This window comes from Chromohalobacter marismortui (assembly GCF_004364315.1).
GTDB lineage: Bacteria > Pseudomonadota > Gammaproteobacteria > Pseudomonadales > Halomonadaceae > Chromohalobacter > Chromohalobacter marismortui.
The window spans coordinates 1-14,374 of sequence record NZ_SOBR01000006.1 but is presented as its reverse complement, the minus strand read 5'-3'; the positions used below and the strand labels follow the sequence as shown (position 1 = coordinate 14,374).

Sequence of the window (14,374 nt, the reverse complement as noted above, 5' to 3'; positions counted from 1 at the left end):
TTACGGAAATTTCCATCTATGTTTGAATCAGTAATTCCATTCGTACCTCGAGCGCCTGACGCGACGGTCATCCTTGGCATGACGCGACCGCCCGGCGAGGATCCCCACGAAGACCCGGAGGGCGATGTATCGGTCCAATCGGCGGACCCTGAGCTGGCCAAGCCGCCGATGTACAAGGTGGTGCTGCACAACGATGACTTCACGCCCATGGAGTTCGTCGTCGAGGTGCTGCAAACCTTCTTTGCGTTGGAGCGGGAAAAAGCCGTACAGATCATGCTCGTCGTGCATACGCATGGTAAGGCGACCTGTGGCATCTTTACCCGTGATATCGCGGAAACCAAATGTCATCAAGTCAATGAGTACGCACGCGAATGCGAGCATCCGTTACTGTGCGATATCGATGAGGCGGACTGAGATGGCACTGCTGCGTTAAATCGTGGTCCAAGGTAGCACTTGCATAACCTCTGTTTGTGCCCGATTGTGAAAGTGCCGACAGACGCCATAGGCGGCTAAGAGGGGATTGCCATGTTGAGCAAAGAACTTGAACTCACCCTAAACACGGCCTTTACCGTGGCGCGCTCCAAGCGTCATGAGTTCATGACCGTGGAACACCTGCTGCTGGCGTTGCTGGACAATGCCTCCGCAGCCGATGTGCTGCGAGCCTGCGGCGCCAATCTCGAAAAGCTGCGTGCCGATCTGCAGGATTTCATCAACTCCACCACGCCTTTGATTCCTGATGATCAGGAAGATCGCGAAACGCAGCCCACGCTGGGCTTCCAGCGTGTCCTGCAGCGCGCCGTCTTCCACGTGCAATCCTCGGGAAAATCGGAAGTCACGGGGGCCAACGTCCTGGTCGCGATCTTCTCGGAGCAGGAAAGCCAGGCCGTCTACTTCCTCAAGCAACAGAATGTGGCGCGCGTCGATGCGGTGAATTACATCGCGCATGGCATCTCCAAGGTGGCCGGACATGGCCAGTCGGCGTCCTCGCATGAAAGTGAAGAGGCCGAAGAGGGCGTATCGGAGGGCAGTACCGATCCGCTGACCGGCTATGCCACCAACCTCAACGAGCAGGCGCGCCTGGGCAGGATCGATCCATTGATCGGTCGCGATCAAGAGCTCGAGCGCGTGATTCAGATCCTGGCACGGCGGCGCAAGAACAATCCTCTGCTGGTAGGCGAGGCCGGCGTCGGCAAGACTGCCATCGCCGAGGGCCTGGCCAAGCGGATCGTCGAGGAAGATGTTCCCGAGGTGATCAGCGATGGCGTCGTCTACTCATTGGACATGGGCACTCTGCTGGCCGGCACCAAGTACCGGGGTGACTTCGAGAAGCGGCTCAAGGGACTGCTGGCGGAGTTGCGCAAACAGCCCAATTCGATCCTGTTCATCGACGAGATTCATACCGTGATCGGTGCCGGCGCGGCCTCGGGTGGCGTCATGGATGCGTCCAACCTGCTCAAGCCGTTGCTGTCGTCGGGCGAGTTGCGCTGCATCGGGTCGACCACCTTCCAGGAATATCGTGGCATCTTCGAAAAGGATCGTGCCCTGGCACGGCGCTTCCAGAAAGTGGATGTGCCCGAACCGACGGTGGACGACACCATTCGCATCCTCAAGGGGCTGCGAGGGCGTTTCGAGGAGCATCATGCGCTCAAGTACACCGATGGCGCGCTGGACAGCGCAGTTCGTCTGGCCGATCGTTATATCAACGACCGTTTCCTGCCGGACAAGGCCATCGATGTGATCGACGAGGCCGGGGCGCATCAGCGCTTGTTGCCGCCGGAAATGCGCGTCGCGACCATCGATGTCGATCAGGTGGAGGCGGTGGTGGCGTCCATCGCGCGGATCCCGCCGAAGAGCGTCTCCAGTTCGGACCGGGCGTTGCTGTCGAATCTCGAGCGTGATCTCAAGATGCTGGTGTTCGGCCAGGATGAAGCCATTACCAGCCTCTCGGCGGCGATCAAGCTATCGCGCGCGGGTCTGAAGTCGCCCGACAAGCCGGTGGGCAGTTTCCTGTTCTCGGGACCCACCGGGGTCGGCAAGACCGAGGTGGCGCGCCAACTGTCGCAGTTGATGGGCATCGAACTGGTGCGCTTCGACATGTCCGAGTACATGGAACGTCACACCGTTTCGAGGCTGATCGGTGCGCCTCCCGGCTATGTGGGATACGACCAGGGCGGCCTGCTGACCGAGGCGATTACCAAGCAGCCGCATTGTGTGCTGTTGCTCGACGAGATCGAGAAGGCGCATCCCGAGGTGTTCAACCTGCTACTGCAAGTCATGGACCATGGGCGCCTGACGGACAATAACGGCCGCGAAGCCGATTTCCGTCACGTGATCGTGATCATGACCTCGAATGCCGGGGCCGAGCAGATCGCGCGTCGTTCCATCGGTTTCCAGACACAGGACCACTCCTCGGATGGCCTGGAAGTGCTGCGCAAGACCTTCTCGCCCGAGTTCCGCAACCGTCTGGATGGCATCATCCAGTTCCACGGCCTGTCACCTTCGGTGGTGCGCAACGTGGTCGACAAGTTCCTGGTCGAATTGCAGGCGCAACTCGACGAGAAGCGCGTTCAACTGGATGTCGACGAGTCGGCCCGCGCCTGGCTTGCCGAGGAAGGGTATGATCCGGAAATGGGCGCGCGTCCGATGGGGCGTGTCATCCAGGAGAAGCTCAAGAAGCCGCTTGCTGAGATGATTCTGTTCGGCGATCTTGCCGAACACGGAGGCGTGGTGCACGTCACTCTCGAGGAAGGCGAACTGCATCTGGAGACGGAGGCGGCCGTCGCCTGAGCGACCGCTCAGCGCACCCCCGTAACGTCGCATGCTTCACGCCCTGTCATCATGACGGGGCGTTTTTCATGGCCGTGATGGCAAGCAGTGGCAAGCACATGGCGCGTGCCGTGCTTGATGTTCAGCGAGCGCGGTAGACGATACGCCCCTTGGACAGATCGTACGGGGTCAGCTCGACCTTGACTTTGTCGCCGGTCAGGATGCGGATATAGTTTTTGCGCATCTTGCCGGAAATGTGTGCCGTCACGACGTGGCCGTTTTCCAGCTCGACTCGGAACATGGTGTTGGGAAGGGTGTCGACCACGACCCCTTCCATTTCAATATGGTCTTCACGTGCCATATTAGGCGTTTCCTCGTATTGCGTTGAAAGCGTCTTCGAAAGTGCGTCACGATTGACGACGCCAGTGACCGACCGAAGTCGGTATCGGTTCTGAAGATAGCCCGATATTCTGCCGCATGCCGAGTGTTAAGGCAAAAATCATGTGCATGATATCGGGCGATCATTATGCCAGGGGGGTATCGACCATGGGGATTCGACGCCGCCAGTATCGGCCATCGAGGTATTCGAGGGGCTGAAAGTCCTGCTTGTAGCGCATCTTGCGGCACTCACGAATCCAGTAGCCAAGGTAGACATGGGGCAGTTCGAAGCGGCGTGCCAACTCGATCTGGTGGAGAATCGCATAGGTGCCGAGAGAGCGACGCTCGAATTCCGCCCCCGGATCGAAGAAGGTATAAATGGCTGACACGCCATGGCTCAGCATGTCCGTCGCTGCCACGGCAAGCAGTTGGCCTTCCAGACGAAACTCGATCAAGCGCGCGTAGGGATGGTCCAGGGTCAGGAAGGTGCGATACTGCTCATGGCTGGGGGGGAACATGTCGCCATCGGCATGGCGGGTGCGAATGTAGCGCGCGTAAAGCGCATAGTGTTCTTCATGGAAGGCCGCCGGTCGCATGCGTATCTCAAGATCGGCATTGCGCGACATCAGCTTGCGCTGCGTGCGAGTAGGCGTGAACTCCTGCACCGGAATGCGGACCGAAATGCAGGCTCGGCACCCTTCGCAATGCGGGCGGTAGAGGTGTCGGCCGCTGCGCCGAAAGCCGAGGAGTGACAGCGCGTCGTAGACGCCTTGGCCAGGCTGTTCCTGGGGATCCAGAAATAGCGTGGTCGCCTCGCGCTCCGGTAGATAGCTGCATCCATGCGGAACCGTGAGGAAGAAACGCAGATCGCGCGTGAGTTGGGACGGCGTGTTGCTGCTCACGTTGGCTTTGGCTCTTCGACTGAGAAATGATCGGACCTGGCGGAAGACCACAGCATCGGTGACACGGGGGCCTCCGCATACTGGTCAAGATAGTCGATGAACGATGAGCGGGCGATGCTTCGTGCGCCAAGACTGGCCAGATGAGGCGTATGTACCTGACAGTCGATCAAGCGCCCACCGTGTGTCGCCAAATGCCGGGCAAGGTGTACCAAGGCGACCTTCGATGCATCGGCGATGCGGCTGAACATCGACTCGCCGAAGAACACGCCTCCCAGACCGATGCCATAGAGCCCACCGACCAGGTCGCCATCGCGCCACACTTCGACCGAGTGGGCGTCGCCGTCGGTATGCAAGCGGCAGTAGGCTTGACGCATCTCCGGGGTTATCCAGGTTCCTTCATGCTTTTCGCGAAGCGTGGCACAGGCGTCGATGACGGCGCTGAAAGCGTGATCGAAGGTGACCGTGAACCCGGCATTGCGCAGGCGTTTGGCAAGGCTTCGTCGCACGTGGATCTCGTCGGGAAACAGTACGAGGCGCGGGTCGGGACTCCACCACAGAATGGGTTCGCCGGGCGCGAACCATGGGAATATGCCGTGTCGATAAGCACAACGCAGCCAGTCAGGCGAAAGTTCGCCACCCGCGGCAAGCAGCCCATCGGGCTCGCGTAGGGCGTGCTCGACGGGGGGGAAAGCGACCCGGTGAGGAGGCAGCCAAGGCAGCATAGGGACGTGTCTCTGCTGATGATCGTGAAAACAGGCTTTCAGCGTACGCCAGTGGCGGGATGGATAACCACCCGCTTCGCCTCTCGGCCGCATGGCGTCGCCTTTCGGCGACAAGCAGCGAGGGCTTTTCCCCCTGTGACGCAGCGCATGGGGTGGGTATGATGGCGAACGCAGAAAGCGTCGCAATAGTCCATTGGGCGGTGTCGGCAACATGGGTATCGCCATACGTGGCGCAAGGGGGATAGCCACTTGAGTGTCAACGAAAAACGCAACGAACGCCGACAAACGACGGCCCAGGCCAAGGAGCAAGCACGTCGGGTCGTGATGCATTTGCAGGGAGTGACGCGTGAGGGAGCGGCCATCGTGCTGCTTGCTATCTGCGTCTTCCTGCTGCTGTCGCTGTTCAGCTATGCGCCCGGGGATCCGGGCTGGTCGCACAGTGGCCCCGATCAATCGATCAACAACTGGATGGGGCCCGTCGGTGCATGGCTCTCGGACGTGTTGTACTCAATGTTCGGTGCCAGCGCCCTTTGGTGGCCGGGTATGTTCGGCTTTGCCGCCTGGCGAATGCTGCGCGCCCGGGAAGTCAACATCGCCTGGGACCCGACAGCGCTTTCAGTGCGCACCAGTGGCCTGGTGCTGCTGCTTTTGAGTACGACCACGCTGGGTGCACTGCATTTCTATCAACCCGACAGCGAGTTGCCTTATGCGGCGGGCGGCATCCTGGGGGAAGGATTGGTCGGCGCGCTAAAGCCGTTGCTCAATATGCAAGGCACCACGTTGGTGTCATTGGTCGCCTTCATGTGCGGCTTTACCTTGTTTACCGGCATGACCTGGCTGGCGGTCATGGATGAACTGGGGCGTGGCATGTATCGCCTGCTGTCCTGGAGCCGCGCCAAATTGCGTGGTATTCGGCATCGCCAGGCGCAGCGGCGTGACGCCTACGATGATGACGACATGGTGGATGACGAAGAGGCGCCGGAAGCGGAGAACGATGCGCCGCCAGAGGACGGTGAAAAGCACGCCTCATGGTGGCAGCGCTGGCGCGCATCTCGTCGGGCACCTCAACTGTCGGGTGCCGCCGAGCCGGCGTATGCCGCCGCCAGTGAGCCACGCGTGGCGCCTTCGTTGGATACCGCCGAGCCGGCACTCGACACCTCGAAGTGGCGCAATGACGGCAAGACCGATATTCCCTGGGAGGTTCCCGAGTACACGCCTTCCGCCAAGCGCCCGGAGGCTGCCTACACGTCGCATCAGCGCGCCGATGAGGAGCAACGGACCGCGCCCCGGGCAGCATCCGCTCCATCCGCCCCTGTTCAGGCGGAAGAAACGTCCGATACATCGCCGGCGCGGCGAGATCCCGAACGTTCCGAAGGCGCTACGCAGGCACCTGTGTCGGACATGCGTGCCGATGTGGCGCGGCGACGTATTCCCGATCCCATTCCGGAGCCGTTGACGGCCGACGACGATGACGACGTCCCGCTCGGCGATTGGGGGATCCAGGCCCGTCGCGACGACGATGATGTCGGCGTGGCGCCCACCCCCCCGCCGCCGCACGAGACGGACGACGTTTCGACGACGGCTTCCGAGGACGCTACGCAGCCGGATCCCGCTCCCGAGACACCCCCCGAGGCGCCACGCCCGCGTATCAGCTGGGACGACGACGCGCCGCAAGCGCGCTCAGCGGTGCCGGCCGCGGCGCCCCCCGAGCCCGAGATCCCGGATGCGCCGGCGGCATCTCCTGAGGATGCGCCACCGTCAGCGCCGCGAGGTCAGGTGGAAAATGCTCCCGGAGAAACGCCCGACACGCCTGCTGCCGAGCCGTCGCCGAGCGAGCCGGTGACCGATGACGAGGCGCCGGCGTTGTGGACGGTGGAGCACCTGCAAAACCAGCGTCCCGAAACCGTGCCGTCGACCGAGCCCGAAGGGGCATTGCCGACGTTGCGGTTGTTGACGCCCACCGGCGAACAAAAGCCCAACTATACCGACGAGCAGCTGGCGGACATGGCCGAGCTGCTGGAGACGCGGCTGCGTGAATACGGCGTCAAGGCCGAGGTCGTCGATACCTGGCCGGGGCCGGTCATCACCCGCTTCGAGATCAAGCCCGCCGCCGGGGTCAAGGTCTCCAAGATCAGCAACCTGTCGAAGGATCTGGCACGCTCGCTGATGGTCAAGAGCGTGCGCGTGGTGGAGATCATACCCGGGCGCCCCACGGTGGGGATCGAGATTCCCAATCCCAATCGCGCCATGATCCGGTTACGCGAAGTACTCGATTCGGATGTCTATCAGCAAGCCGAGTCGCCGCTCACCATGGGGCTGGGCCAGGATATCGGCGGCAATCCGGTGGTCGCCAATCTCAACAAGATGCCACACCTGCTGGTGGCCGGTACCACGGGGTCGGGCAAGTCGGTGGGCGTCAATGCCATGCTCATCTCGATGCTCCTCAAGGCGACGCCGGACGAGGTGCGCATGATCATGGTCGACCCGAAGATGCTGGAACTGTCGGTCTATGATGGCATTCCGCATCTGCTGGCGCCGGTGGTCACCGACATGAAGGAGGCCGCCAACGCGTTGCGCTGGTGCGTGGCCGAGATGGAGCGGCGCTACAAGCTGATGGCGGCGATGGGTGTGCGCAACCTGGCCGGCTTCAACGCCAAGCTCGACGAGGCCGAACGGCACGGTGCCCAGGTCGCCGATCCGCTTTGGGAGCCGCAACCCTGGGAAATGCATCAGCCGCCCCCGGTGCTCGAGAAGCTGCCGTACATCGTGGTCGTGATCGACGAGTTCGCCGATATGTTCATGATCGTCGGCAAGAAGGTCGAAGAGTTGATCGCCCGCCTGGCCCAGAAGGCGCGTGCGGCAGGGATTCACTTGATTCTCGCGACGCAGCGGCCGTCGGTCGATGTGGTGACGGGGCTGATCAAGGCGAATATTCCCACGCGCATGGCGTTTCAGGTGTCCTCGCGGGTCGATTCACGCACCATTCTCGACCAGGGCGGGGCGGAGAACCTGCTCGGTCATGGCGACATGCTTTATCTGCCAGCCGGGGCCGGCATGCCGACGCGTGTGCATGGCGCCTTCGTCGACGATGACGAAGTGCATCGCATCGTCGAGGATTGGAAGCGGCGGGGCGAACCGGAGTATGTCGATGAGATTCTGTCGGGCGGTGTCTCGGCCGATGCCCTGACGGGCCTCGAGGCTGACGGCGGCGAAGGCGATAACGCCGAGCGCGACGCGCTCTACGATGAGGCCGTGCAATTCGTGACCGAGTCACGCCGTGCCTCGATCTCGGCGGTGCAGCGTCGTTTCAAGATCGGCTACAACCGGGCCGCACGCCTGGTCGAGGCGATGGAGGCGGCCGGTGTGGTGTCGTCGATGGGCACCAATGGTGCGCGTGAAGTGCTGGCCTCGCCGCCCGCTCCTGATCATTGAGCGTGTTGTGAAGCGTCCCGCCAAGTCGAGGACCGGTCAAGCGTCAAGACAGTGACCGTTGCTTGTGTGGCGCAACTTTTTGCCTGTGGCAGCGTCTCACCGTGTAACGCAGGACGAGTAAACAAGGAGTCGTAATGAGGATATTGAAGCTGGCGTTGGTACTGGGAGTAGCGCTTGCGTTGCCGCTGATGGCACAGGCAAACCCCGGGGATGCGGCGGTTCGCCTGGCGAATTTGCTGGAGCCCGTGAAATCCTATTCGGCGGATTTCGAACAGCAGATTCTCGACGACAGCGGCCAGCGTCTGCAGAAAGTGGAAGGTCATATGTGGCTGTCGCGGCCTGGCAAGTTTTACTGGAAGGTCAGTGCGCCGTACCAGCAGGTCGTGGTGTCAGATGGTCACAAGGTTTACCTTTATGATCCTGATCTACAGCAGGTCAGTATTCGTCCGCTCGACAAGCGGGTGACGCATACGCCAGCGTTGTTGCTCTCGGGAAGTACCGATGCCTTGACCGAGACCTACGAGGTCACGCGCCGGCAAACATCCGGTCTCGAGACCTTTACACTCATACCGACGTCCCCCGATACGCTGTTCGAGAGTCTCGAGCTCACTTTCGAGGAAGGGCGTCTGCAGGGCTTGCAGATGGCGGATAGCACCGGACAACGGACTGCTATAGGTTTCGAGAATATCGAACTCAATGGCGATATTGCAGCATCGCGTTTCGATTTCGAGATTCCCGAGGGAGCGGACGTCATCCGCGAAGGCGGTTGATCGACGTCGCTCACTGATGCGCCAGGCCAGCGTGGCCTGGCGTTTCGTTTTGTTCAGCGCGTGTGCCGAAGGCGATTGCGCCAGGCAGGCGGTCAAATCCAGGAGTGAAGTGCCATGCATGTCATCGTCGATCTATGCGTCGTGCCGTTGGGCGTGGGCGTCTCGGTAGGGGAATACATTGCGGCCTGTCAGCGTGTCATCGACGCTGCGGGGCTCGAATATCGCATGCATGCTTACGGCACCAATATCGAGGGGCCGTGGGACGATGTCATGGCGGTGGTCAAGGCGTGTCATCAGCGCGTGCACGAGATGGGCGCGCCGCGCATTACCACGACGCTGAAGATGGGCACACGCATCGATCGCGAGCAACACATGGATGACAAGGTATCCAGTGTCGAACAGCACCTGCAGTCGCGCTGATGCTTGGGTCTCGAGACGCGTCTAGAGCAGTGGCTGAGACTCTGGCGAGGGCGGCATGAGCCAGGCGCTGCTCATGTCGAGCAAATGGCCGGTCAAAGCGTCCAGGGTATCGCCGCCGTGACGCCAGTGATGCCAGTAAAGTGGTACATCGATGTAACTTTCGGCATCGAGATCGACCAGGCGCCCCTCGTTTAGCTCACGCTTCACCTGCCGCTCGGGAATCAAGCCGTAGCCCATGCCGGCCAGCGCCAGATGGACGAAGCCTTCAGAGGACGGACATAGGTGGTGCGGAAACGATTCCTTGTAGCCGCGCATCTCCAGGTAACGATGCTGGAGTCGGTCATCGGGCCCAAACACGATGGCGGGCGCCTTGCGCAAGGCGTCGTGCGTCAGCCCCTCGTTGAAATGGCGTGATACATAGTCAGGGCTGGCGATGGCACGATAGCGCATGCTGCCCAAGGCGTGTGCGCGGGCGCCCTGGACGGGGCGCGGGGTGGCGCAGATGCAACCGGCGACCTCGCCATCGCGCATGCGCTTGAGCGCGACATCCTGATCTTCGACGATCAAGTCCAGCAAAACGCCCTGGCGTCGACAGAAGTCGCCCGTGGTCGGCGACCACCAGGTGGCGAGGCTGTCGGCGTTGATGGCCAGCCGCAGTCGTTGCTCGCGTTCGCCAAGCGCGGGAATCTGATCGAGCAGGTCGTGTTCGAGCAATCTCACCTGCTGCACGTGATTGAGCAATCGACGTCCCAGCGGGGTCGGGGCGAGCTTGGGGGTGCGCACCAGCACCGGCTGGCCGAGTCGTGCTTCGAGTAACTTGATGCGTTGCGAGACGGCCGATTGGGTGAGACCCAGATGGTGTGCGCCGCGTTCGAACCCACCCTGATCGACCACGACGGCGAGTGCTTCGAGAAGTTTGTAGTCGAGCATCAGTAGACGTTATCACCCATTCCTTGAATTAATTTAACTTATTCCTGCAGTCAAGCGTATTCTGCGTCACTTATCAACGTATCCCGACTGAAAAGGGAGAGGCGGATATGTGGGGCTCTTGGCTCAATGGCCTGCTGGTGGGGGCGGGGTTGATCATCGCGATCGGTGCGCAAAATGCCTTCGTGCTGCAGCGTGGGCTCAAGAACGAATATCCGTGGTGGGTGGCGGCTGTCTGTGCGCTTTGTGATCTCGTGTTGATCGGCGTGGGCGTGCTGGGGCTTGGGGCCTTGCTTGCCACGCATACGGGGCTCATGCAAGTGGCGCGCTGGGCTGGGGTGGCGTTCTTGAGTTGGCAAGCGTGGCAGGCTTGGCAGCGTGTTCGCCATCCTGTGGCGTTGCAGGCCGGTGGTGAGGCATCGCCCCGCCTCTGGCGCGTCTTGATGACCACCCTGGCGGTGACATTGCTCAATCCCCATGTGTATCTGGACACGCTGATCATGCTCGGGGCCATCGGCGCGCAGCAGGCGGTGCCCCTGGCGTTCGTCGTGGGCGCGTCGATGGCGTCGTTGGCGTGGTTTTTCGGGCTCGTTGGCGGTGCCGCTTGGTTGGCCCCTCGCTTGGCCGACCCGCGTTATTGGCAAGCCATAGAGGGTGCGATCTGCGCTGTCTTGCTGCTGGTGGCGTGGCAGTTGGCGACGACGCCCTTGGGTGCTGCATGAGTGGCGCACTCGCGTGCGTCGGTATTTTCTATTCTGTTCATGTCCATGGATTAAAACGAACGCTTGACTTGGTGCCGAGCGCGGCTTAATTTCAAACAAATGTTTGACTCTCCCCGAGACACTCGCTCGTAACACTCAGGAGCCTCAAGATGCCCAGTTATCAGGCACCGCTGCGCGATCTGCGTTTCGCGATGGACGAAGTCCTCGACTATCCCCGGCACTATGCGAGCCTTCCGCAGGCCGACGATGTCACACCGGATGTGGTGAGCGCGATACTGGAAGAAGGGGCGCGTTTCACGCGCGATGTGTTGCTGCCGCTCAACCAGATCGGTGATGAGAAGGGCTGTCGTCTCGAACGTGGCGAGGTGCTGACGCCGCCGGGATTCAAAGAGGCTTATGCACAGTACGTCGAGGGCGGCTGGCCGAGTCTGTCCGGCGACCCGGCCTATGATGGGCAAGGCTTGCCGACATCATTGGGGATGGTGTTGTCCGAGATGGTGTGTGCCACCAACCTGGCGTGGGGCATGTATCCGGGGCTCTCGCAGGGGGCCGCCGATGCGCTTCGCCACCATGGTAGCGACGCACAGAAAGCCCAGTATCTGACCAAGCTCAATGAGGGTACCTGGACGGGGTCCATGTGTCTGACCGAGCCGCAATGCGGCACTGACCTCGGATTGATCAAGACCCGGGCGCGTCCCGACGGGGAAGAAGGTTATCGGGTCACCGGTACCAAGATCTTCATCTCCGCGGGCGAACATGATCTGGCCGAGAACATCGTGCATCTGGTTCTGGCCAAATTGCCCGATGCCCCGGAAGGCACCAAGGGAATTTCCTTGTTCGTGGTGCCCAAGTACCTGCCCGACGCCGAGGGGGGCCTCGGCGAGCGTAACGCGGTGAGCTGTGGCGCCCTGGAGCACAAGATGGGCATTCATGGCAACGCTACCTGCGTGATGAACTTCGACGGCGCCCGGGGCTTTCTCGTCGGTGAACCTCACAAGGGACTGGCCTGCATGTTCACCATGATGAACGTGGCGCGTATCGGTGTCGGCATTCAGGGGCTGGGGCTGATGGAGGTAAGCTTCCAGAATGCCTTGGCTTATGCCCGTGAGCGCCTGCAGATGCGGGCACTGTCCGGGGCACAAAATACCGACAAGCCCGCCGACCCGATCATCTCGCATCCCGATGTAAGGCGCATGCTGCTGACCCAGAAGGCCCTGGTCGAAGGTGGACGCATGCTGGTGCTGCATGCCGCGCAGCTCGCGGATAGCGTCGAATGCACGACCTCCGAGACTGAACGGGAAACGGCCGAAACCGAGTTAGGCTTGCTGACGCCAATCGTCAAGGCCTTTCTTACTGAGGTGGGCTTCGAGGCCACCAATGAGGGCATGCAGGTCTTCGGGGGGCATGGTTACATTCGTGAATGGGGCATGGAGCAGTACGTGCGCGATGCCCGCATCACGCGGTTGTATGAAGGCACCACGGGCATTCAGGCCCTGGATCTTCTCGGCCGCAAGGTGCTGATGAGTCAAGGCGAAGCGCTCAAGCCCTTTACCAAGCAGATTCACAAATTCTGCAAGGCCCATGAAGCGGATGATGCCATGTCGGAGTTCGTCACGCCCTTGGCAAAGCTCAACGCTGAGTGGGGGGATCTCACCATGGCGGTCGGCATGAAGGCCATGCAGGACCGCGAGGAGGTCGGTGCCGCGAGCGTCGATTACCTGATGTATGCCGGCTACGTGACGCTGGCCTACTTTTGGGCGCGCGCGGCGCAGGCGGCGCAACAGGCGCTGGCCGACGATCCCGATGACGCGGCGTTCTATCGGGCCAAGCTCGATACCGCGCGTTTCTACTATCAACGCCTGTTGCCGCGTACTCGCGGGCATGCCGAGATGATACGTGCGGGCAGCGAGACGTTGATGGCGATGCAGGCTGAGGACTTCGGACGCGGTTTCGATCTTTGAACGTGGCAGGGATGTCAATTTGAAGGGCTTGGCGGACCATCCAGGTCCGCCTTTTTCGTCTGGCAAGGCGTGTCGCGACGTTTGTGCCATCTTCCCCTGCCAGGCAAAATAGGCGTTTGGTTTCGTCAAGGATGCGAACGCCCCATGTCCCCCGGACACGACCCCGGTTCTCAGAACCTCCCCCTCAACCTGATGCTGACGCTCGCGTCTTTGGTCATCATCGTGGGCGGCATGCAGGCTGGCTCCGACCTGCTGATCCCGATATTGCTGTCGTTGTTCATTGCCGTCATCTGTACATCACCGGTGCATTGGCTGCATGAGCGTGGCCTGGGCATGCGCCTATCCGTGCTGGTCACGCTGTTGATACTCGGTGTGCTGATGACCCTGCTGGGCGCGCTGCTCGGTAATAGTTTCGCGACCTTCATGGACGCCTTGCCCAAGCTACAAGAGCAGTTGCAAGCGTATTACTTGACAGCGTTGCAATGGCTGGCGGGGCAGGGAATCTCCATCGACCCTAAGGCTGTATCGCGTCTACTCGATGCTTCCCGGGCGACCGACTGGGTGCCTGTCTTCCTGGGGAGTGTGGGGAATCTGCTCTCGCAGAGTATCGTCATCATGTTGCTGGTGATCTTCATGCTGTTCGAGACGCTGGAATTTCGCAACAAGGTGTCGCGCGCCTTGCTCAATCCGGCGCCGAGCCTCCAGCGCTTCACTGAGTTCAGTCGCAATCTCAAGCGCTATCTGGCCATCAAGACGGTGATCAGCCTGATCACTGGGGTGCTGGTATGGGGCACATGCCTGGTCATTGGCGTCGACTTCGCGCTGTTATGGGGAACCTTGGCGTTTTGTCTCAACTACATTCCCAATATCGGCTCGGCGTTGGCTGCCGTCCCCGCGGTGCTTCTGACCTTGGCGATGCCGGAGGGCGGACCCTTCAAGGCGACATTGCTGGCAGGGGCCTATCTGGCGATCAATTTCCTCATGGGCAATATCATCGAGCCGCGCGTGATGGGGCGCACCATGGGGCTTTCCACGCTGGTAGCGTTCTTGTCGCTGGTGGTATGGGGATGGATATTCGGGCCGATCGGCATGCTGCTGTCGGTGCCGTTGACCATGACGCTCAAGATCGCCCTGGATAGTCACCCCGAGACACGCTGGCTGGCGAAATTGTTGAGTCCTGCCGAGCGCTCACGGCGCCGACATGTGGAGATACCGCCGAAGCCGACCCACGACGAGTAGCGTGCGGGAAGATCCCGCATAACGGACAACGCCCCGCGTTGTGAACTGCACCCCGAAAGTTGGACACCCAATCCAACCTTCGGGGTGTTTCTATGAGGAACCAGTACAGCGACCAGTTTAAGTGGCAAGTGGTAC

The 14,374-nt window shown here is 61.2% G+C and carries 12 protein-coding genes; 8 read left to right on the top strand and 4 right to left on the bottom strand.

Features of this window, described 5'->3' with window-relative positions; all coding sequences use genetic code 11:
* The first annotated feature begins 18 nt into the window (after positions 1-18).
* Entirely contained in the window at positions 19-414 is a 396-nt protein-coding gene (clpS, locus tag C8E00_RS12660) for an ATP-dependent Clp protease adapter ClpS (protein ID WP_133697888.1), read from the top strand.
* A 111-nt stretch (positions 415-525) separates the two neighbouring features.
* A complete protein-coding gene (clpA, locus tag C8E00_RS12655) occupies positions 526-2,787 on the top strand; it encodes an ATP-dependent Clp protease ATP-binding subunit ClpA (RefSeq protein ID WP_133697887.1) in 2,262 nt (753 codons plus the stop codon).
* A gap of 121 nt (positions 2,788-2,908) precedes the next feature.
* Here the strand turns inward: clpA and infA are convergent, their stop codons facing one another.
* The 3 genes from infA to aat all read right to left on the bottom strand — a co-directional run bounded on the left by infA (position 2,909) and on the right by aat (position 4,768).
* A complete protein-coding gene (gene infA / locus C8E00_RS12650) occupies positions 2,909-3,127 on the bottom strand; it encodes a translation initiation factor IF-1 (RefSeq protein ID WP_011507732.1) in 219 nt (72 codons plus the stop codon).
* Between the two features lie 163 nt (positions 3,128-3,290).
* On the bottom strand, positions 3,291-4,046 hold the full coding sequence (locus C8E00_RS12645; RefSeq protein WP_133697886.1) for an arginyltransferase: 756 nt from the start codon (positions 4,044-4,046) through the stop codon (positions 3,291-3,293).
* Positions 4,043-4,768 (bottom strand): leucyl/phenylalanyl-tRNA--protein transferase, encoded by a 726-nt coding sequence (aat, locus tag C8E00_RS12640; RefSeq protein WP_133697885.1) that lies wholly within the window; start codon positions 4,766-4,768, stop codon positions 4,043-4,045. The genes C8E00_RS12645 and aat overlap by 4 nt, the downstream gene beginning before the upstream one ends.
* 249 nt (positions 4,769-5,017) lie before the next feature.
* Here aat and C8E00_RS12635 point away from each other — a divergent pair, with 249 nt between their 5' ends.
* The 3 genes from C8E00_RS12635 to C8E00_RS12625 all read left to right on the top strand — a co-directional run bounded on the left by C8E00_RS12635 (position 5,018) and on the right by C8E00_RS12625 (position 9,390).
* Positions 5,018-8,200, top strand: coding sequence for a DNA translocase FtsK (locus tag C8E00_RS12635; RefSeq protein WP_133697884.1), 3,183 nt, complete (start codon positions 5,018-5,020; stop codon positions 8,198-8,200).
* Positions 8,201-8,334: 134 nt separating this feature from the next.
* Positions 8,335-8,970 carry an outer membrane lipoprotein periplasmic chaperone LolA gene (gene lolA, locus C8E00_RS12630; RefSeq protein WP_133697883.1) on the top strand — a complete coding sequence of 212 codons (636 nt, stop codon included), beginning with the start codon at positions 8,335-8,337 and terminating at the stop codon, positions 8,968-8,970.
* Between the two features lie 114 nt (positions 8,971-9,084).
* Entirely contained in the window at positions 9,085-9,390 is a 306-nt protein-coding gene (locus C8E00_RS12625; protein ID WP_133697882.1) for an MTH1187 family thiamine-binding protein, read from the top strand.
* Positions 9,391-9,411: 21 nt separating this feature from the next.
* Here the strand turns inward: C8E00_RS12625 and C8E00_RS12620 are convergent, their stop codons facing one another.
* Positions 9,412-10,320, bottom strand: coding sequence for a LysR family transcriptional regulator ArgP (locus tag C8E00_RS12620; protein WP_133697881.1), 909 nt, complete (start codon positions 10,318-10,320; stop codon positions 9,412-9,414).
* 107 nt (positions 10,321-10,427) lie between these two features.
* Here C8E00_RS12620 and C8E00_RS12615 point away from each other — a divergent pair, with 107 nt between their 5' ends.
* From C8E00_RS12615 to C8E00_RS12605, 3 genes are all read left to right on the top strand, one after another.
* Positions 10,428-11,039: a LysE/ArgO family amino acid transporter gene (locus C8E00_RS12615; RefSeq protein WP_133697880.1), complete on the top strand. Its 612-nt coding sequence runs from the start codon at positions 10,428-10,430 to the stop codon at positions 11,037-11,039.
* Between the two features lie 149 nt (positions 11,040-11,188).
* The gene (locus C8E00_RS12610) at positions 11,189-13,000 is read left to right on the top strand and encodes an acyl-CoA dehydrogenase C-terminal domain-containing protein (protein WP_133697879.1); all 1,812 of its coding nucleotides are present in this window, start codon (positions 11,189-11,191) and stop codon (positions 12,998-13,000) included.
* Between the two features lie 144 nt (positions 13,001-13,144).
* Entirely contained in the window at positions 13,145-14,239 is a 1,095-nt protein-coding gene (locus C8E00_RS12605) for an AI-2E family transporter (protein WP_133697878.1), read from the top strand.
* Positions 14,240-14,374 lie beyond the last annotated feature (135 nt).